This window comes from Azospirillum sp. TSO22-1 (assembly GCF_003116015.1).
GTDB lineage: Bacteria > Pseudomonadota > Alphaproteobacteria > Azospirillales > Azospirillaceae > Azospirillum.
Window position 1 is genome coordinate 14,743 of sequence record NZ_LGQZ01000055.1, and the last position, 19,786, is coordinate 34,528.

Here is a 19,786-nt window from a genome sequence, read left to right on the forward strand (position 1 = left end):
GAGCGGCGTTATCGGAACAAACGGCTCACGAGCATTCTTCATTCCCGCACGCGCGCAAAAAAAGGCCGCGCCCAACGGCGCGACCCTCCCCTGTCTCTCCAGCGCTCCGGCCAGCCGTTCAATCTCCTTGGCGACGGTCACATCGTCCTTGGCGATGCGGGGGCGCCACACACGTTCGCGATAACGAGGCTGTCAGATCCCGGAATCCGCCATCTCGCGCACCAGTACCGGCATCAGCCCCACAGTCCGCCCGACCATGATCAGCGCCGGCCCGTCGCTAAGCTCCGCCGCGGCCCGCTCCGCAATATCGGCCAGGGTGCCGAGGCAGCGGCGCTCCTGGGGCAGCGTGCCGTTCTCGATGACCAGTGCCGGCGTGTCCGGCGGCAGGCCGCGCGCCATCATCGCCGCGGCCACGGCGCCGATGCGGTCGCGGCCCATGTAGACCACCTGCGTGTGCTCCGCGAGGTCGGCGGAACCCAGCGGCAACCCGCCGTCGCGGCCGTGCGCGGTGTGCAGGGTGACGCCGCTCGCCAGGCCGCGGTGGGTCAGCGGCACGCCGGCCGACGCCGCGCAGCCCAGCGCCGCAGTGACGCCGGGAATCACCTTCACCGCGACGCCGTGCGCCTGAAGGTGCTGCATCTCCTCGCCGCCGCGGCCGAACAGCAGCGGGTCGCCGCCCTTCAGCCGCACCACCCGGCGGCCGGTGCGGGCCTTGGCCAGCAGCAGGCCGTTGATCGCCGCCTGCGCCATGGAATGGTTGCCGCTGCGCTTGCCGACGCAGACCCGCTCGGCGTCGCGCGGGGCGAGCGCCAGGATCTCCGGGCCGACCAGGGCGTCGTACAGCACCACCTCGGCCCGCATCAGCGCCTTGACGGCGGCCATCGTCAGCAGGTCGGGATCGCCCGGCCCGGCGCCCACCAGCAGCACCGGCGGGTTCTCCCCGGGCGGGGCGAACAGAAGGTCACGCGGCGACGTCATGTCGGGCATCGGCGATCAGCTCCTTGATTTCCGAGACGCAGCTGCCGCAGCCGGTGCCGGCCTTCAGCGCCGCGCCGATCTCCTGCACGCTGGTCAGGCCGGCCTCGACGGCGGCGCGCACGCGCGCCTCGGCGACGTTCCAGCAGGCGCACAGCACGCGCCCGCACTCGGTCGTGCCCGACGGCGCCTGGCCGCTGAGCAGCCACGGCCGCTCCTCGGCCGACACGGCCGGCTCGGCGAAACGGGCGACCAGCCAGTCGCACGGGCGCTGCGGGCCGTCGATGCCGATGAACAGGACGGCCTCCAGCCGGTCGCCATCCAGCCGCGCCCAGCGGTGCACGCCACGCCCGCCGTCGTGCAGGTCGAGCCGCGCGACGCCGCCGAGCAGACGGGCGGCCCAGCCCTCCAGGTCGGCCGGCCACGCGTCGCCGGCCAGCAGCGTGACGCGGCAGCCGTCACGCACCGTGCCGACCCACCAGTCGGCGTCCGGCACCACCTCGGCGCGGCCGATCAGGAAACCGGTCCAGCCCGGCTCCCAACGGCGGAGCGACACCGGGCCGTGCTTCAGCTCCGGTTGGCCGGACACCGGGTCGGTGGCGGCCGGAAGCACCGGGCCGACACCGCCCTCCGAGGCGAAGCGGCGGCTCCAGTGGATCGGCGCGAACAGCGTGCCGGGGGTCTGGTCCTCGGTGACGCGCACGCGAAGAACGGCACGGCCGGCGATGCCCTCGACGACGGCGAGGTCGCCGTCCGTCAGGTCCTGTTCCGCCGCGTCGTCGGGGTGGATGGCGACGAACGGCTCGTCGGTGTGCGAGGCCAGCCGTGGCACCGTGCCGGTGCGCGTCATGGTGTGCCACTGGTCGCGCAGGCGCCCGGTGTTGAGGATGAAGGGGTGCTCCACCGAAACGACGTGCGCCGGCCGCTTCACCCGCACCGGCACCAGCCGGGCGCGGCCGTCCGGCGTGACGAAGCGGCCGTCGGCGAACAGGCGCGCGGTGCCTCCGTCCGCCCGCACCGGCCACTGCACCGGCTCCAGCGCGTCGTAGGCGGCGTCCGTCAGCCCCGCCAGCGGGCCGAGGTCGAAGGCGCGACTGCCGCCGTTCTCGAAGGCGGAGAGCGCGGCGTGCTCGCGGAAGATGTCGGCGGACGACGCCCAGGCGAAGGCCTCGCCCCAGCCGAGCCGGCGGCCGACCTGCGCCACCTGCCACCAGTCCGGCATGGCGGCGCCCGGCGAGGGACGCAGCGCCCGCTGGCGGGAGATGCGGCGTTCGGAGTTGGTGACCGTACCGTCCTTCTCGCCCCAGGCCGAGGCCGGCAGCAGCACGTGGGCGTGCGCGGTGGTGTCGGTGCCGTGCACCGCGTCGGAGACGACGACGAACGGGCACGCGGCCAGCGCGGCGCGCACCGCGTCGGCGTCGGGCAGGCTGACCGCCGGGTTGGTCGCCATGATCCACAGCGCCTTGATGCGGCCCTCGGCGACCGCCTGGAACAGGTCGACCGCCTTCAGGCCGGGCTTGGCGGCCATGGCCGGCGCCTGCCAGAAGCGCCCCACCCGCTCGACGTCCGCCGGGTCGTCGAAGCCCATGTGCGCGGCCAGCTGGTTGGCGAGGCCACCGACCTCGCGCCCACCCATGGCGTTGGGCTGTCCGGTCAGCGAGAACGGCCCCATGCCCGGCTTGCCGATGCGGCCGCTGGCGAGGTGGACGTTGAGGATGGCGTTGACCTTGTCGGTGCCCTGGCTGGACTGGTTGACACCCTGCGAGAACAGCGTAACGGTGCGCTCGGTCGCGGTGAACCAGCGGTAGAAGCGCGCGACGTCGGTGGCCCGCAGCCCGCAGCCGGCCGCCACCGCGTCGAGATCCGGCGCGTCGCGCTCGGCCGCCGCCAGGGCGTCGGCGAAGCCCTTGGTGTGCGCGGAGAGGAACTCGCCGTCGATGGCGCCGTTGCGCACGAGGTGCGCCAGCAGACCGTTGAACAGCAGCACGTCGCTGCCCGGCCGCAGCGGCAGGTGCAGGTCGGCGGAATCGCAGGTCGCGGTGCGGCGCGGGTCGATGACGACGATGCGGGCACCGCGGGCGCGCGCCGCCTCCAGGCGGCGGTGCAGGATCGGGTGGCACCACGCGGCGTTGGAGCCGACCAGCACCGCGAGGTCGCAGCCGTCCAGGTCCTCGTAGCAGCCGGGCACCACGTCGGCGCCGAAGGCGCGCTTGTGGCCGGCCACCGTGGAGGCCATGCACAGGCGCGAGTTGGTGTCGACGTTGGCCGAGCCGACGAAGCCTTTCATCAGCTTGTTGACCGCGTAGTAGTCCTCGGTCAGCAGCTGGCCGGAGACGTAGAAGGCCACGGAGTCCGGCCCGTGCTGCTCGGCGGCCGCGCGGAAGCCCTCCGCCACGGCGTCGAGCGCGGTGTCCCAGTCCACCGCCCGCCCGTTCACCTCCGGCGTCAGCAGGCGCCCGTGCAGGCCCAGCGTCTCGCCGAGCGCCATGCCCTTGGAGCACAGCCGGCCGCGGTTGGCGGGGTGGTCGGGGTCGCCCTGCACGGTGACGGCACCGTCCGCGCCGGCCTCGGCCAGCACGCCGCAGCCGACGCCGCAGTAGGGGCAGGTGGTGCGCACAGCCCCCTCCCCCGCCCCGGGGGAGGGTTGGGGTGGGGGTACCGACAAGAATCCGTCGCTGATCCTCGCCTGTACCCTCACCCGGCCGGCTTCGCCGGCCACCCTCTCCCGGGGCGGGAGAGGGGATCCATCCTCACCGTCATGCACTGGCCGTCTCCGTATACAGGGGATTGCCCAGCTCGATCACCCCGGCGACGACGCGCACCGGGATGGTGCGCGCCTGGCAGGCGTCCGGCCCGATCGAATGGCCGTCGGTCAGGTCGAAGACCATGCCGTGCAGCGGGCAGGTCACCTTGCGGTCGTGCACGATGCCGTTGGACAGCGGACCGTTGCCGTGCGGGCAGCGGTCGCGCAGCGCGTAGACCTCGTCGGCGCCGGTGCGGAAGACGGCGATGTCGCCGCCCGGCGCCTTGACGACGCGCGCACCCCGGCGCGGGATGTCGGTGACGCGGCCGACGGCGACCCAGGACTGCGGAAGCATGGCGTTCATCGGTCTCACTCCGCGGCGAGGGGGACGAGGGAGGCGAGCGGCGCGAATTCGTGGTTGTCCACGGCGCCCGAGGCGCGCTCGGCCCAGGGGTCGATCTGCTCGAACTTCTGGCTGTACAGGAAGCGCTGGTGCAGGGCCTCGCGCACCTCGACGTCCTCCATGCGGGCGCGGACGTAGTCGATGCCGACGCGCTCGATCCACGGCGCAGTGCGCTCCAGGTAGCGCGCCTCCTCGCGGTAGAGCTGCAGGAAGGCGCCGCAGACCTCCAGCACCTCATCCTCGGTCTCGACCTTCATGAGGAGGTCGGTGGCGCGCACGTGCAGGCCGCCGTTGCCGCCGACGTGCAGCTCCCAGCCGCTGTCCACCGCGACGACGCCGAAGTCCTTGATGGTCGCCTCGGCGCAGTTCCGCGGGCAGCCGGACACCGCCATCTTGAACTTGTGCGGCGTCCAGGTTCCCCAGGTCATCTTCTCCAGCTTGACGCCCATGGACATGGAGGCCTGCGTGCCGAAGCGGCACCACTCCGAGCCCACACAGGTCTTCACCGTGCGCAGGCCCTTGGCGTAGGCGTGGCCCGACACCATGCCGGCCTTGTTGAGGTCGGACCACACCGCCGGCAGGTCCTCCTTCTTCACGCCCAGCAGGTCGATGCGCTGGCCGCCGGTGACCTTGACGGTGGGGATCTGGAACCGCTCCACCACGTCGGCGATGGCGCGCAGCTCCGACGCGTTGGTCAGGCCGCCCCACATGCGCGGCACGACAGAATAGGTGCCGTCCTTCTGGATGTTGGCGTGGACGCGCTCGTTGATGAAGCGGGACTGGTTGTCGTCCTTGTACTCGCCCGGCCACGCGCACATCAGGTAGTAGTTCAGGGCGGGGCGGCACGACGCGCAACCCTCGGCCGTCGTCCATTCCAGCGCCTGCATGACGGCGGGGATGGACTTCAGCTTGTCGATCACGATCAGCCGGCGCACGTCGTCGTGGGCGAGGTGCGTGCACTTGCACATGGGCTTGGGGCCCGTCTGCGCCTGGTAGCCGTCGCCCAGCGTGCAGGCCAGCAGCTTCTCCACCAGCCCGGTGCAACCGCCGCAGGACGCCGACGCCTTGGTGTGGGTGCGCACATCCTCGACCGAGCAGCAGCCCTTGTCGCGGATCGCCGCGACCACCGTGCCCTTGTTGACGCCGTTGCAGCCGCAGATCTCCGCCGTGTCAGGCAGCGCGGCGACGGCCGCGAAAGGGTCCTGCGCCTGCGCGCCCGCCCCCTGGCCGAAGATCAGCGTGTCGCGGAGCGGCGCGATGTCCTCCGCGTCCTTGAGGAGCTGGAAGTACCAGGGGCCGTCCTTGGTGTCGCCGTACAAGACCGTGCCGACGATGCGGTTGTCGCGCAGCACGATGCGCTTGTAGACGCCGCGCGCGCCGTCGCGGAACACGATGTCCTCGGTGCCGGCGTCGCCGAAGGTGCCGGCCGAGTACAGCTCGACGCCCGTCACCTTGAGGCGCGTCGCCGAGACGGTGCCGGTGTAGGCGCTCTCCGGCGCGCCGGCCAGATGGTCGGCGCACACCTTCGCCATGTCCCACAACGGCGCCACGAGGCCGTAGGTCTGGCCGCGGTGCTCGACGCACTCGCCGACCGACAGGATGTCGGGGTCGGAGGTCACCATGCGGTCGTCCACCACGATGCCGCGGTTGACCTCCAGGCCGGCCAGCTTGCCCAGCGCGGTGTTCGGGCGGATGCCCACCGCCATGACCACGAGGTCGGCGTCCAGCTCGCGCCCGTCGGCGAGCCTGACCTTCTGCACCTTGCCGTCGCCGAGGATGGCCTCGGTCTGCGCCTTGGTGATGATTTTGATGCCGCGGCCCTCCAGCTCCGCCTGCAGCAGCCAGCCGGCCGCCTCGTCGAGCTGGCGCTCCATGATCGTGCCCATGAGGTGGAGGACGGTGACCTCCATGCCGTTCAGCGCGAGGCCGTTGGCCGCCTCCAGGCCGAGCAGGCCGCCGCCGATGACCACCGCGTGGGTGCCGGTCTTCGCCGCGGCGACCATGGCCTCGACGTCCGACAGGTCGCGGAAGCCGATGACGCCGGGCAGCTCCTTGCCGGGGATCGGCAGCACCACCGGGTCGGAGCCGATGGCGAGCAGCAGCTTGTCGTAGGCCACCGTCTTGCCGCCGACCGAGGTGACGGTCTTGGCCGTGCGGTCGATGCCCTCGATGCGGTCGCCGGTGTGCAGCGTGATGCCGTTGGCCTCGTACCAGTCGCGGCCGTTGAGGATGATCTGCTCGAACGACTTCTCCCCGGCCAGAACCGGCGAGAGCATGATGCGGTTGTAGTTCGGGTGCGGCTCGGCGCCGAACACCGTGATGTCGTAGCGGCCGGGGGCGCGGAGCAGCAGCTCCTCCACCGTGCGGATGCCGGCCATGCCGTTGCCGATGACGACGAGACGTTCTTTGGTCATGCTCGGAACCTCGGGGCTTGTGCGGCGGCGCTCAGGCGGCTTCGACGTGGCGGTGGCGCTCGTAGAGGAAGCGCAGCACCTCGCCGCGGCAGTGCACGTAGGTCGGGTCCTCGGCCAGTTCGAGCCGGCGGCGCGGCCGCTTCAGCGGCACGTCCAGCACCTGGCCGATGGTGGCGGCCGGGCCGTTGGTCATCATCACGATGCGGTCGGACAGCAGCACCGCCTCGTCCACGTCGTGGGTGATCATGATCACCGTGTTGCCCAGCGTGGTCTGGATCTCCATCAGGCTGTCCTGCAGGTGCGCGCGGGTCAGCGCGTCGAGCGCGCCGAACGGCTCGTCCATCAGCAGCACCTTCGGCTCCATGGCCAGCGCGCGGGCGATGCCGACGCGCTGCTTCATGCCGCCGGAGATCTCCTCCGGGTACTTGGCAATGGCGTGGTCCATGTGGACCAGCGACAGGTTGCGCAGCGTCCACTCGTGGCGCTCGGCCTTGCTCTTGGTCTTGCCGAACACCTTGTCCACGCCGAGGCGGACGTTGTCGTAGACGGTCAGCCAGGGCAGCAGCGAGTGGTTCTGGAACACCACAGCGCGGTCGGGGCCGGGGCTGTCCACCTCGCGGTTCTCCAGCAGCACGCCGCCGGTCGTGCAGCGCAGCAGGCCGGCCACGATGTTCAGCACCGTGGACTTGCCGCAGCCGGAGTGGCCGATGATCGAGATGAACTCGCCGCGGTCGATCTTCAGGCCCACGTCCTTGAGCACCACCGACTTGGTGTTGCCGCGGATGAACTCCATGCCGACGTTTTCGAGGGAGAGGTAGGCGTGCATCGGCTGGTCCTCCTTAACTGCGGGCCTTGGGGCCGGAGATGCGGCCGGCGATGAAGCCGATGAGGCGGTCGAGCATGAAGCCGACGACGCCGACGTAGACCAGGGCGAGGATGATCTCGCTCATCAGCGAGCTGTTCCACGCGTCCCAGATGAAGAAGCCGATGCCGACGCCGCCGATCAGCATCTCGGCCGCGACGATGGCCAGCCAGGACAGGCCGATGCCGATCTTCAGGCCGGTGAACATGTAGGGCACGGTGGCCGGCAGCATGATCTTGAAGAAGTACTCGGGGCCGGAGAGCCGCATGACGCGGGCGACGTTGCGGTAGTCCTGCGGGATCTGCCGGATGCCGACGGCGGTGTTGAGAATGATCGGCCACACCGCGGTGATGAAGATCACGAAGATGGCGGACGGATCGGCGTTGCGGAAGGCGGCCAGCGAGATCGGCAGCCACGCCAGCGGCGGCACCGTGCGCAGCACCTGGAAGATCGGGTCGAGACCGCGGTAGGCGAGGCTGGACTGGCCGATCAGCACGCCCAGCAGGACACCGGCGACCGCGGCCAGCGAGAAGCCGACGGCGACGCGCTTCAGGCTGGCGAAGAGGTGCCAGAACAGGCCCTTGTCCGTGCCGCCATGGTCGAAGAACGGGTTGGAGATCAGCTCCCAGGTGTCGGTCACCACCTTGGAGGGCGCCGGCAGCGAGGCCCCGGCGCCCATGCACAGCAGCTGCCAGATGCCGACGAGGATGGCCAGCGCGACCAGCGGCGGCAGCGTGTTGGCGACCGCGTTGCGTGCCCAAGCGACGGTGGCGGGGACCAGGTTGGCGAAGCGCGCGGACGGCGCGGCGGTGCGGTGGGTTTCGGTGAGGGCCGTCATGGGGGCTCCGTTCAAAAGGCTTTCCAAGTCCCTCCCCCAGCCCCGCTGGGGGAGGTTAGGTGGGGGCAGCGGCGTTCCCGGTCAGCCGTTGCCCCCACCCAACCCTCCCCCGCCGGAGGCGGGGGAGGGCTCAGAGCGCGCGCCTAGACGCGCCGGATGTCGAGGCTGGCGAGGTAGGTGGTCGGGCTCTCCGGGTCGAAGACCTTGCCGTCGAAGAAGGTCTCAGGCCCACGCGAGGTCGAGGTCGGGATCTGCGCCTCCGGAACGCCCAGCGTCTTGGCGGCCGCGCGCCAGAGATCCTCGCGGTTGACCGCGTCCACCGTCTTCCTGATGTCGAGGTCGGCCGGCTGGTAGCCCCAGCGGACGTTCTCGGTGAGGAACCACGCGTCGTGGCTCTTGAACGGGTAGGAGGCGAAGTCGCTCCAGTACTTCATGATGTGCGGGCTGTCCTTGACCACCCGGCCGGAGCCGTAGTCGATGGTGCCCTGCGAGCGGGTCAGGATGTCCTCGACCGGCACCTTGAACCACTCGCGCTTGGCGAGGATCTGGCACATCTCGGCCTTGTTCTCGGCCTTGTCGCACCAGATCGCGGCTTCCTGCACCGCCATCAGCACCGCCTTGGCGGCGTTGGGGTTCCTGTCCACCCAGTCGGCGCGCATGGCCAGCGCCTTCTCCGGGTGGTTGGCCCACAGCTCGCCGGTGGTCAGCGCGGTGAAGCCGATGTTCTGGTTGACCAGCTGGGCGTTCCACGGTTCGCCGACGCAGAAGGCCTCCATGGTGTCGACCTTCATGTTGGCGACCATCTGCGGCGGCGGCACGACGATGGTGGAGACGTCCTTGTCCGGGTCGATGCCGTTGGCCGCCAGCCAGTAGCGGATCCACATGTCGTGGGTGCCGCCGGGGAAGGTCATGGCGCACTTGACCTCCTTGCCGGCCTTCCGCATGTCGGCGAAGGCGGCCTTCAGCGACTTGGCGTCGGTGGTGACGCCCGCCGCCTTGTAGCGGTTGGAGACCGAGATGCACTGGCCGTTGGTGTTCAGCCGGGCCAGCAGGTACATCGGGACCTTCTGGTTGTTCTTGGTCACCTTGCCGGTGCTGATCAGGTAGGGCATCGGCGAGAGGATGTGCGCGCCGTCGATGCCGCCGTTGGCCGAGCCCAGCTCGATGTTGTCGCGGGTGGTGCCCCAGGACGCCTGCTTCTGCACGTCGGCGTCCTTCAGGCCGTGCTTGGCGAAGAAGCCCTTCTCCTTGGCGACGATCAGCGGCGCGGAATCGGTCAGCGCGATGAAGCCGAAGATCGCCTTGGTGGTCTCGGGCGTGTCGGCGCCGGCGGCCCAGACGCCGGAGGGGAACGCGGTGCGCGCGGCGGCGAGGGTCGCGGCGGTGCCGGCCAGCAGGCTGCGGCGGGTGAGCGCGGGGAGAACGGTGGAGGTCTTGGTCTCGCTCATGGGAGGCTCATCCATTCCAGGGAAGGGGTCTGGTTCTTTTTGGATCAGGCAGGCACGAAGGAGCGGCTTGGCACACCGCCGAGGGGATCGGCCGGGTCGAAGCGGCGGCCTTCGAAGAAGCGGTCGGCGCCCATGGCGATGGGCGAGGTGGCGTCGGTCAGCGTCCAGGGGCCGGCGTGCGCGCCCTCCGGCTTGCCGTCGGTCAGCGGCACCGGCTCGCCCAGCTCGGCCGCGGCGGCGCGGTGAAGGTCGGTGCGGTAGACGGACGCCGCGATCCCGGCCAGGTCGGCGCTGGAGGGCAGCTGCCCCCAGCGCACCATCTGCGCCAGGAACCACAGCGCGTGCGAGCGCCACGGGAAGGTGGCGGCGTAGCGGTGGAAGACGATGAAGTCCGGCACCGGCCGCGCCGGCGCGGCGGGCGCCTCCTGCACGCTGCCGGTCAGCGAGGCGCGCAGCGCCGCCTCCGGCACGCCGACGACGCGGGACAGCGTGGCCGCCGTCTCCTCGCGGTTGGCCGGGACGTCGAGCCAGCGTGCCGTCTCGATCAGCGCGCGGATCAGCGCGCGGTGGGTGTTCGGGTTGGCGGCGGCCCAGGCGGCGGTGACGCCCAGCACCTTCTCCGGGCTGTTGTTCCACAGCTCGTAGCCGGTGACGACGATGCGGCCGATGCCCTCGTGCACCGCCTGGGTGTTCCACGGCTCGCCGACGCAGTAGCCGTCGATCTCGCCGGCCTTCAGGCTGCCGACCATATGCGGCGGCGGCACCACCACCAGCTGCACGTCGCGGTCCGGGTCGATCCCGGCCGCCGAGAGCCAGGTGCGCAGCTGGTAGGCGTGGCTGGACACCGCCAGCACGACGCCGAAGGTCAGCTTCGGCCGGCCGGCCTCGCGGCGGGCGGCGATCACCGGCTTCAGCGCGCGGGCGTCGGTGGGGCGTTGCGCCACGGCGGCGAGGTCGGCCGCCTCCATCTGGCGGAACAGCGTCTCCGACACCGTGATGGCGTTGCCGTTGAGGCCGAGCGCCACGCCGGTCAGCATCGGCACGTTGACCCGCCCGACCCCGCCGGTGGCGGCCAGCGGCATGCCGGCCGGCATCTGCGCGCCGTCGAGCAGGCCGACCGCCACCTTGTCGCGGATGTTGGCCCAGGACGCCTCGCGGGACAGCGTGACCGACAGGCCGTGCCTGGCGAAGAAGCCCTTGTCGAGGGCCATGACCAACGGCGCGCAGTCCGTCAGCGGCACGAAGCCCAGCGTCACCCGGTCCAGTTCCAGCGATCCCGTCATCACGACCTTCCGCACAAAATCGAGGCAAACAAAAAGGCGCCCAAACGGTGAGCAGCGCATGAGGCCGCCTACCATTCGGACGCCGTTGTCCCGGTGCCGGGCCGTCCTTGGCCCGGACTTGTGTCTCTGAAGGGGTTGCACGCCGTCGTTGGCGCTTCACCCGAGTTGCGGCCCCGACGTCGTTGCCAGGACCAGCGCTGTTACTTTAGCAAGGGGCATGCCAGTTGCAGCGCGATGCACAAGATCGAGTTATTCCAGCCACTTGCTCGAATTTCTGACCGTAGCACTCGTGTTTTCGAGGCAGCGATTCTGCCCTATGATGCGGCATATATGGCGAAATTTTAGGCTATCGGTTGATATGCCTATCTATTAGGCGATTGTATTCCGGAAACGTCATCCCCGCGAAGGCGGGGATCCATAACTCGCAAAGCGATTGGCTGCGGAACGTATGGATCCCCGCCTTCGCGGGGATGACGGATTGGGCACTGGTTCGACGCGAAAGCGCCCCGCTACCGCTTCAGCAGATCCGCCATCGCGATCACCGTCTCGGCGATTTCCGCCAGGCGCTTGTTCTGGTCCATGGCCAGCTTGCGCAGGTAGCGGTAGGCCTCCTCCTCGCTGAGGCCCCGGTGGGTCATCAGCAGGCCCTTGGCGCGGTCCACCTGCTTGCGGTCGGACAGCGCGGTGCGCGACTTCTCCAGTTCCTCGTTGAGCTGGCGGAAGCGGTGGAAGTGGCCGAGCACCGTCTCCATGATCGAACGCACCAGCTTCGGGCTCAGGCCGTCCACCGCGTAGACGCTCACCCCCGCCTGGACGCCCTGGGCCATCAGCGCGCGGTCCTCCTCGCCGACGAACATGGCGATCGGCCGCGGGTTCTCGCGGTTGATCTGCATGAGGTCTTCGAGATAGTCGCGGTACGGGCAGTCGAGATCGACGACGATGAGGTCGGGCGTGGTGCGGGCGATGGCGGCGCGCAGGTCGGCGTCCAGCCCGATCTGCGCGGCGATCTCGGCCCCCATCTGGCGCAGGCTGTTCCGTACGACCGCCGCGCGGTCGGGATCGTCGTCGACCAGGAGAACTCGCACGAAAACACGCCTCGTCTTGCCGGCAGGGCGCAGCCCTTATACGGCCGGCCTCCAGCAAGAACGATACCAAAGCGAAGCACTCAGGAACTTCGCGCGCGTCCGGATCACGCCGCGTGGCTGCAGGACGAGCAATCCGCCACCGCGGCGGTGGGGGTGATGAAGCGGGTGACGAACTCCACCGCCTCCTCGTCGGAGGCCTCGGCGTTCGTGCGCTGATACAGCCGCGCGGCGGCGTTCACGGCCTTGTCGTGCCCGTGTTTCCGCAAATTCTGCTGGTAGGCGCGGATCAGGAAGCAGCCTTCGACGCCGGCGCACATGGCGACCCCCACGGGAATCCTCTGTTGGATGCGTGTGCATAGTAATTTCGTCGGATGCCTCCAACAAGGGCATAATGCCCATACCTTGGGCGGAGAGCCGCGACATAAGGCCCGCCCCTTTGTCGCTTGCCCGAAAGCCTGCCCCGCACCCATAAAGGGGGATGGATCCCGCCATCCTGACCGGCATCACCGACCTCGGCGACAGCGCGCTGATGCTGCCGCTGGCGCTGGTGCTCGCGGCGGTGCTGTGGTCGCAGCAGTCGGCGACGGCGGCGCTCGTCTGGCTGGGCACGCTGGTGCCGGGACTGGCGGTTCTGGCGGCGCTCAAGCTGCTCGGCCACACGTGCGAGGCGGCGCTGACCGGTCCCTCCCTGGTCAGCCCCAGCGGCCACGCGGCCTTCGCCACCATGGTCTACGGTTCCGCCGGGGTCATCCTGGCCCGGCATCTCCGGGGGGCCGGGCGCTGGCTGGCCATGGCCGTGCCGGCCGCAGTCGCCGCCGGCGTGGCGGCGACGCGGGTCCTGCTCAATTCCCACACGGCGCCGGAGGTGGCGGTCGGCCTGCTCGTCGGCGTCGCCACGCTCGCGGTGTTCGCCCGCCGGTACCGCACGCTGCCGCCGATCGCCGTCCGGTCACACCGGGCCGGCGCGCTGCTGGCCGCCACCGTGCTGCTGCTGGTCACGCTGCACGGCGAGCGGCTGCAGGCCGAGGAGGTCATCCGCAGCATCGCCGCCGGACTGCGCGCCCAGGCCGGCGTCTGCCGGTAAGGCGGCTCAGCCGCCGTGCAGCTCGACGCCTTCCGGGTGCTCGCTGCCGGTGCGGTACTTGAACATGCCCTCGGCGGCGGCCAGGATCACGCCGGTCTCGCGCAGGCGCACCTCGCCGGTGCACGACACGATCTTGCGCCCGCCGCCGCGCAGCCGCCCGCTCGCCACCAGCGTGCCGTGCCGCGCCTGGCCGAGGAAGCTGGTGGACAGCGACAGCGTCACCACCCGCCGCACCCGCCCGGGAAACGGGCAGAAGGTCGCCGAGAATCCCATGGAGGTGTCGAGCAGCGTCGTCAGCACGCCGCCGTGCACCACCCCGGCGCGGTTCAGGTGGCGGCGCTCGATGTGCAGTTCCATCTCCGCCAGCCCCTCCTCCCAGCGCACGAGGCGGTAGCCGAGCAACTCCTGGAAGCCGGACGGCGGCTCGCCGTCGAGCAGGTGGTCGTGGGGAAGTTCGGGCGTGGTCATTCCGCGGCCTCGTGGGCGAAGTACAGCGCGTGCAGGCGGTCCAGGTCGACGCGCTCGCCGCGTTCGGACAGCGCGACGCGGCCGGACTGCATCAGATAGACCTGATCGGCGATCTTCAGCGCCCGGTTGGTGTTCTGCTCGACCAGCACGATGGTCAACCCCTCCGCCTTGAGCCGCGCCAGGATGCGGAAGATCTCATCGACGACGACCGGCGCCAGGCCCAGCGACGGTTCGTCGATCAGGCAGATGCGCGGCTGCTCCATCAGCCCGCGCCCCATGGCGAGCATCTGCGCCTCGCCGCCCGACAGCGTGCCGGCCAGCTGGCCGCGCCGCTCCTTCAGGCGCGGGAACAGGTCGAAGACCATCTCCAGGTTGGCCTTCCAGCCCTTCCGGCATTTCCGCGGGAAGGCGCCCATCATCAGGTTGTCCTCCACCGACATGTCGGGGAAGATCATGCGGCCCTCGGGGATCATCACCAGCCCGTCGGCCACGCTGTCCCAGGTGCGGCGGTTGCGGATGCTGGCACCGTCCAGGCGCACGTCGCCGCCCTGCACTGGCACCAGCCCCATCAGCGCGCGCAGCAGCGTCGTCTTGCCGGCGCCGTTCGGGCCGACGATCACCGTCGTCTCGCCCGCCGCGACGGTCAGCGACACGTCCCACAGCACGTTGATGGCGCCATAGCCGGCGCGCACCCCATCCACTTCAAGCAACGGCTTCACCGGTGTAGCTCCTGATCACTTCGGCGTCGCGGAAGACCGCCTCGGGCGTGCCGTCGGCGATCAGCTCGCCGAAGTTCAGCACCGCCACCCGCGGGCACAGGGTCGAGATGGTCGGGATGTCGTGCTCGATGACGATCATCGCGAGGTTGAAGCGGTCGCGCACCGCGCCCAGCGTCTGCATGAAGGCGCGCTTGCCGGCGGTCTCCAGCCCGGCCAGCACCTCGTCGAGCAGCAGCAGCGCCGGGTCGGTGGCCAGCGCCTTGCCGACCTCCAGCGCCTTGTGCTCGGTCAGCGCCAGCTCGGTGACCGCGTCGCGGTCGGCCTTGTGGGCGAGCTTCAGAAGGTCGAGGATCTCGTCGATGCGCCGGGGATCGACCTTCCCGGCGCCGAAGCGCTGGGCGACGATCAGGTTCTCCCGCACCGTGCAGTGGTGCAGCGGGCGGGGAATCTGGAAGCTGCGGCCGATACCCAGGCGGGCGCGCTTCCACTCCGGCTCCCTCAGCAGCGGCTTGCCGCGGAACGACAGCGAACCGGACACCGGGTGCACGACGCCGGAGATGACGTTGAACAGCGTCGTCTTGCCCGCCCCGTTGGGGCCGACAAGGCCGAGCGTCTCGCCCTCCCCCACCCCCAGCGTGACGTTGCGCAGCGCGGTGACGCCGCCGAAGCTGACCTGCACCCGATCAAGCGTGAGCATGCGCGCGCCCTCCCTTGCGGCGGACCAGGACCGGCACGAGGCCGCCGGGGCTCCACAGCACCATGCCGGCCATCAGGGCGCCCAGCACCAGCTGGTGGCCGTGCGGCAGCACTTCCTTGAACAGCAGCTGGTCGAGCAGGTAGATGACCAGCGCGCCCAGCACCGGTCCCCACACCGTGCGATAACCGCCGAAGATCGCCGCGGCGATGGGGAGCACCGTCCAGGAGCCCGAGAACGCGTAGTCCGGCTCCAGGAAGTTGATGAAGTGCGCGTTGAAGGCGCCGACCACGCCGGTGATGAAGGCGGAGACCACCAGCATCACCGCCTTCAGGTGCGTGCTCGGCACACCGATGACGCGGGTCGCCAGCTCGCTGTCGTGCATGGCCTTCAGCGCCAGCCCCCAGGTCGAGCGGCGGATCGCGTCGTAGGCCAGCGCCGCCAGGATCACGATGGTGACGATGACGAAGTAGCCGCCGAGCTTCGTGCCGAAATCGACGCCCAGAACGCTGGGGAAGCGCGGGATCGACAGCAGGCCCCCGGCGCCGCCGGTCACCCCCTCCAGCTGCACCGCCAGGATCTGGAAGATGTGCGCGTAGGCGAGGATGGCGAGCGCGAAGTACGGCCCCTTCAGGCGCAGCGCCGGCATGGTGGCGATGGACGCCACCGCCGCCCCCACCCCGCCCATCAGCAGCCCGGCGAACACCGGCACGCCCGCCTTCATGGTCAGCACCGCCGAGACGTAGGAGCCCACGCCGAAGAACGCCGCGTGCCCGAAGCTGACCATGCCGCCGAGGTTGCCGAGCAGCGCCCACGCCACCGCGATTCCGGCGATGGTCAGCGCCGCGACGATGAGGCCGAGCAGGTAGCCGTTCGACTGGAATGCCAGCGGCACCGCCAGATAGGCGGCGACCAGCACCGGCACGAGGATGCGCGGGTTCATCGGGGGAGCGCCTTCTTGCCGCCGAACAGGCCCGAGGGGGCGACGAACAGCACGACCAGGAACAGCACCATGCCGGCCAGCTCCTGCAGCGAGGCGGCGGCGTAGGTGACGGTGAAGGACTCGATGACGCCGATCATGATCGCCCCGATCAGCACGCCGGGGATCGAGCCCATGCCGGCCAGCACGGTGATGATGAACGCCTTCACCGTCATCACGTGGCCCAGCGCCGGGTAGATCGTCTTGCCGGTGTAGATGGCGATGCCGGCGAAGGTGGACAGCGCGCCCGCCACCAGGAAGGACAGCACCTCGGTGCGGCTGGGATCGACTCCCATCAGCTTGGCCGCGTTGCGGTTGGAGGACAGCGCCCGCACCGCCCGCCCCTGCCAGGACCGGCTGAGCCACAGGTGCACAGCAGCCATCAAGGCCAGCCCGGCGACGAAGAACACCACCTCCGAGCGCATGGCGAACAGCGTGTCCGCCAGGACGACGCTGTCCAGCATCCAGGCGTTGGTGGTGGAATGGATGTCCGCCGCCCAGGTCATCAGGATCAGGTTGGTCAGGATGACGCCCAGCCCGAAGGTGAGGATGAGGGAGTTCATCTCGCGGTCCTGCTCGATGCGCGCGAGCAGCGCGTAGACGATGGCGGCGCTGGCGCACACCACCACCAGGGCGAAGGGGATGCACAGCACCGGGTTCAGCCCGTACCGGGACTCGCCCGCGTAGGCGATGTAGGCGGCGAGCAGAACCAGTTCGCCGTGCGCGAGGTTGATGACGCGCATGGTGCCGAACACCAGCGCCAGCCCCACCGCCACGGTGGCGTAGTAGCCGCCGGCCAGCAGGCCCGAGAACAGTGCCTGGAGTGTCAGTTCGAGCATGTTGGTTTCCTTAATCCCTCCCCCGCCTCCGGCGGGGGAGGTTAGGTGGGGGCAGCGGCCTGACCGGGAGGCCGTAGCCCCCACCTAACCTCCCCCAGCGGGGCTGGGGGAGGGCTAGAAACTCACCAGGGCACGCCCGGGAACACGGCCTTGCCGTTCGCCGCGTCCGCCGGCCAGACCAGCACGACCTTGCCCTTCTGGTGCTGCCCCATGCGGTGGCTGAAGTTCGGGTTGTCGCCCTTCTCGTTGAACGTCACGCGGCCGATCAGCGTCGGCTCGTCGGTCTTGCGCAGCTCGTCGGCGATGCCGGTCCCGGCCGCGTCGGCGCGCAGGATCGCCTGGATCAGCAGCTTGGTCTGCACGTAGCCGAACTGGCCCAGGTAATCGGGCTCCTTGCCGAACAGCGTCTTGTAGGTCTTGGCGAACTCCTGCGCCTCGGGCGCGGTGAACTCCACCGGGTAGGGCAGCATGGAGGTGCCGTAGACGTTCTCCATCAGGTCGGGAAACTCCTTGGCCATCTGCGAGGTGGCCAGCGACCACACGCCGACCATCGCCTTGACGTCGGGCTTCAGCACCTTGGCGGCGCGCAGAATGCCGACATAGTCGTTCTCGTAGCCGACCATGGCGACGACGTCCGGCCGGTCCTGCAGCTTCACCTTGTTGACCAGCGGCTTGAAGTCGTTGGTCGCGCCGTCGAACTCGTGCATGCCGACGGTCACGCCCTTGCCGGCCAGCGCCCTCTGCACCGACTTGGCGAGGTTGGACGTCGCCTCCTTGTTCAGGTAGACGACCGAGACCTTCTTCGCCTTCATCTCCTCCAAGAGGCCGATCATCGCCGTGGCGTAGCCGTCGGTGTTGTTGATGCGGAAGAAGGTCTTGTGGCCGCGCTCGGTCAGCTCCGGCGTCACGCCGCCCGAGGTGATGTAGACCAGCCCCGCCTTGTTCGCCGCTTCCGACGCCGGGCCGATGATGTTGGAGCCGTAGCCGCCGGTCAGCGCCACCACGCCCATGCCGGCCAGCTTCTCCACCGCCGCCACCGCCTTGGCCGGCGAGGTCTCGTCGTCGATGGTCTCCAGCTTGAAGCTGTGCTTGCCAGCGTATTGCTTGTTGGCCATGTCGATGGCGACGGAGATGCCCTCGTGCATGCCCTGGCCGACGCGGGCCAGATTGCCGGACAGCGGCGACTGCTCGCCCAGCACGAAGTCCTTCGCCTGGGCGGCGCCCACGCCGATGGCGAGCGCCACGGCCGCCGTCGCGGCCAACCCGGTGAGCCTGCGGATCATTGGTTCGTTCCTCCCTTATGTTCTTGCATGCCCCGCGCAAGCAGCCCCTCCGCCATCTCGCGCAGCGTCCCCTTCTTGAGCTTCCCCGTCGGGCTGGCCGGCAGCGCCGGAACGGCGACGATGCGCGCCGGGCGTTTGTAGGGCGCCAGCCGCTCCGCCGCCCACGCCTTCAGCTCCGCCTCCGCGACCTCCTGGCCGGGGGCGAGCTGCACGAAGGCGAGCACCTCCTCGTTGCCGGCCACCTCGCGGCCGATGACGGCGGCGAGCGTCACCGCCGGGTGGCTGGCCAGCACGCCCTCGACCTCCTCGGGGTACACGTTGAAGCCGGAGTGGATGATGATCTCGCGGATGCGGCCGACCACCGACACGCAGCCGTCCGGCTCCAGCCGCGCCACGTCGCCGGTCTTCAGCCAACCGTCCGGCGTCAGCATCTGCGCCGTCAGCTCCGGCGCGCGGTAGTAGCCGAGCATCACGTTGGGCGCCCTCACCCACAGCTCGCCGACCTCACCGGACGGCACGTCCCAACCGGTGGCGTGGTCGACGAAGCGCACCTCGACGCAAGGCAGCGGCGGGCCGATGGAGGTGTCGGTGCGCGGACTGTCGAGCCGCGTCTGCGTCACCGTCGGCGAGCACTCGGTGAGGCCGTAGCCGTTGTGCAGCGTCAGACCGAAGGTCGCCTCGACATCCCGCTTCAGCGACAGGTCGAGCACCGACCCGCCGGAGGACAGGTAGCGCAGATGCGGCGCGTTCAGCGGCTTGCCCGTCGCGTGGATGTGTTCGACCAGCTTGGCGTACATGGCTGGCACGCCCTGCAGGACGGTGACGCCGTCCTCCTCCAGCGCGCGCACCACCGCCTTTGGATCGAAGCGCGGCACCGTGTGCAGGCAGCCGCCGGCGTACAGCGTGCCGAGGCAGGTCGAGGCCACGCCGAACACGTGGCTGATGGGCAGCACGCCGTAGGTGCGGTCGGCGCCGTGCAGCCCGCGCTGCCGGCCGGAGATCGCCGCCACGAACAGCAGCCCGCGGTGCGACAGCATCACGCCCTTGGGCTGCCCGGTGGTGCCGGAGGTGTAGATCAGCGCGCCGACCTGTCGGACATTGTCGGGGTACACCGGTTCCGGCTCGGCCTCCAGCAGCGGCCCCACCGCCATCGGCGGCAGGTCCGGATCGCCCAGCGGCTCCGCTCCGTGCCGCACTGCGTGCGCCGCGGCGTCCGGCGAGACGGCGTCGGTGTAGAACACCCGGCGCGGCCGGCAGTGGTCGCGGATGCCGTCGATCTCGCGCTCCGACAGGCGGGCGTTGATGATCGCCGGCCACGCGTCCAGCTCGCTCGCCGCCAGCATCAGCGTCACCAGCGCCAGCCCGTTCTCGCCGACCAGCATCACCCGGTCGCCGCCGCGCACGCCGAGCCCGGCCATGCGCTCCGCCATCCGGCGCACCGCCGCGCCGAGCCGCGCGTAGCTCCATTCGATGTCGCCCTCGCGCAGGGCCGGCGCGTCGGGCGTCTTCCCGGCCCAGGCCAACGGCGGATGGCTGATCCGCCGCGGCAGCGCGTCCACGATGGCTTGGTCGGGAGTCACGCGGCCTCGCGGATCATGTTGCGGGCGATGACGAGCTGCTGGATCTGGCTGGTGCCCTCGTAGATGCGGAACAGCCGGACGTCGCGGTA

At 70.3% G+C, this 19,786-nt stretch carries 19 protein-coding genes; 1 reads left to right on the forward strand and 18 read right to left on the reverse strand.

Annotated features, from left to right (window positions below; translation table 11 throughout):
* Window positions 1-192: 192 nt before the first annotated feature.
* The 10 genes from cobA to TSO221_RS14795 all read right to left on the reverse strand — a co-directional run bounded on the left by cobA (window position 193) and on the right by TSO221_RS14795 (window position 12,380).
* Window positions 193-987 carry a uroporphyrinogen-III C-methyltransferase gene (gene cobA / locus TSO221_RS14750; RefSeq protein WP_247878058.1) on the reverse strand — a complete coding sequence of 265 codons (795 nt, stop codon included), beginning with the start codon at window positions 985-987 and terminating at the stop codon, window positions 193-195.
* Window positions 962-3,592 (reverse strand): nitrate reductase, encoded by a 2,631-nt coding sequence (locus tag TSO221_RS14755; protein ID WP_109119267.1) that lies wholly within the window; start codon window positions 3,590-3,592, stop codon window positions 962-964. The genes cobA and TSO221_RS14755 overlap by 26 nt, the downstream gene beginning before the upstream one ends.
* Before the next feature lie 139 nt (window positions 3,593-3,731).
* Window positions 3,732-4,082 (reverse strand): nitrite reductase small subunit NirD, encoded by a 351-nt coding sequence (gene nirD / locus TSO221_RS14760; RefSeq protein ID WP_109119268.1) that lies wholly within the window; start codon window positions 4,080-4,082, stop codon window positions 3,732-3,734.
* Between the two features lie 5 nt (window positions 4,083-4,087).
* Window positions 4,088-6,535, reverse strand: coding sequence for a nitrite reductase large subunit NirB (gene nirB, locus TSO221_RS14765; RefSeq protein WP_109119269.1), 2,448 nt, complete (start codon window positions 6,533-6,535; stop codon window positions 4,088-4,090).
* 31 nt (window positions 6,536-6,566) lie between these two features.
* Complete coding sequence (locus TSO221_RS14770; RefSeq protein ID WP_109119270.1) at window positions 6,567-7,361, reverse strand: ABC transporter ATP-binding protein; 795 nt, start codon at window positions 7,359-7,361, stop codon at window positions 6,567-6,569.
* Between the two features lie 13 nt (window positions 7,362-7,374).
* Entirely contained in the window at window positions 7,375-8,235 is an 861-nt protein-coding gene (ntrB, locus tag TSO221_RS14775) for a nitrate ABC transporter permease (protein ID WP_109119271.1), read from the reverse strand.
* A 143-nt stretch (window positions 8,236-8,378) separates the two neighbouring features.
* Window positions 8,379-9,683, reverse strand: a complete 1,305-nt coding sequence (locus TSO221_RS14780) for a CmpA/NrtA family ABC transporter substrate-binding protein (RefSeq protein WP_109119272.1) — start codon at window positions 9,681-9,683, stop codon at window positions 8,379-8,381.
* 44 nt (window positions 9,684-9,727) lie between these two features.
* Entirely contained in the window at window positions 9,728-10,966 is a 1,239-nt protein-coding gene (locus TSO221_RS14785) for a CmpA/NrtA family ABC transporter substrate-binding protein (RefSeq protein WP_158284098.1), read from the reverse strand.
* Between the two features lie 509 nt (window positions 10,967-11,475).
* Window positions 11,476-12,051, reverse strand: coding sequence for an ANTAR domain-containing protein (locus tag TSO221_RS14790; RefSeq protein ID WP_199229488.1), 576 nt, complete (start codon window positions 12,049-12,051; stop codon window positions 11,476-11,478).
* A 104-nt stretch (window positions 12,052-12,155) separates the two neighbouring features.
* On the reverse strand, window positions 12,156-12,380 hold the full coding sequence (locus TSO221_RS14795; RefSeq protein ID WP_146208809.1) for a hypothetical protein: 225 nt from the start codon (window positions 12,378-12,380) through the stop codon (window positions 12,156-12,158).
* Window positions 12,381-12,529: 149 nt separating this feature from the next.
* On the opposite strand from TSO221_RS14795, the gene TSO221_RS14800 reads away from it, so the two are divergent.
* Window positions 12,530-13,135 (forward strand): phosphatase PAP2 family protein, encoded by a 606-nt coding sequence (locus TSO221_RS14800; RefSeq protein ID WP_109119275.1) that lies wholly within the window; start codon window positions 12,530-12,532, stop codon window positions 13,133-13,135.
* Window positions 13,136-13,141: 6 nt separating this feature from the next.
* On the opposite strand, the gene TSO221_RS14805 is transcribed toward TSO221_RS14800, so the two are convergent.
* The 8 genes from TSO221_RS14805 to TSO221_RS36960 form a co-directional block, all read right to left on the reverse strand.
* Window positions 13,142-13,603 (reverse strand): PaaI family thioesterase, encoded by a 462-nt coding sequence (locus TSO221_RS14805; RefSeq protein WP_109119276.1) that lies wholly within the window; start codon window positions 13,601-13,603, stop codon window positions 13,142-13,144.
* Window positions 13,600-14,322: an ABC transporter ATP-binding protein gene (locus TSO221_RS14810; protein ID WP_199229489.1), complete on the reverse strand. Its 723-nt coding sequence runs from the start codon at window positions 14,320-14,322 to the stop codon at window positions 13,600-13,602. Before TSO221_RS14810 ends, TSO221_RS14805 begins: the two co-directional genes overlap by 4 nt.
* A complete protein-coding gene (locus TSO221_RS14815; RefSeq protein WP_109119277.1) occupies window positions 14,306-15,019 on the reverse strand; it encodes an ATP-binding cassette domain-containing protein in 714 nt (237 codons plus the stop codon). Before TSO221_RS14815 ends, TSO221_RS14810 begins: the two co-directional genes overlap by 17 nt.
* Window positions 15,006-15,959 carry a branched-chain amino acid ABC transporter permease gene (locus TSO221_RS14820; protein ID WP_109119278.1) on the reverse strand — a complete coding sequence of 318 codons (954 nt, stop codon included), beginning with the start codon at window positions 15,957-15,959 and terminating at the stop codon, window positions 15,006-15,008. The genes TSO221_RS14815 and TSO221_RS14820 overlap by 14 nt, the downstream gene beginning before the upstream one ends.
* The gene (locus TSO221_RS14825) at window positions 15,956-16,834 is read right to left on the reverse strand and encodes a branched-chain amino acid ABC transporter permease (protein WP_109119279.1); all 879 of its coding nucleotides are present in this window, start codon (window positions 16,832-16,834) and stop codon (window positions 15,956-15,958) included. Before TSO221_RS14825 ends, TSO221_RS14820 begins: the two co-directional genes overlap by 4 nt.
* 122 nt (window positions 16,835-16,956) lie before the next feature.
* The gene (locus tag TSO221_RS14830; protein ID WP_109119280.1) at window positions 16,957-18,117 is read right to left on the reverse strand and encodes an ABC transporter substrate-binding protein; all 1,161 of its coding nucleotides are present in this window, start codon (window positions 18,115-18,117) and stop codon (window positions 16,957-16,959) included.
* Window positions 18,114-19,697, reverse strand: coding sequence for an AMP-binding protein (locus tag TSO221_RS14835; protein WP_109119281.1), 1,584 nt, complete (start codon window positions 19,695-19,697; stop codon window positions 18,114-18,116). The genes TSO221_RS14830 and TSO221_RS14835 overlap by 4 nt, the downstream gene beginning before the upstream one ends.
* On the reverse strand, window positions 19,694-19,786 hold a 93-nt coding region (locus TSO221_RS36960; protein WP_199229490.1), incomplete at its 5' end, for an acyl-CoA dehydrogenase family protein. The genes TSO221_RS14835 and TSO221_RS36960, both read right to left, overlap by 4 nt.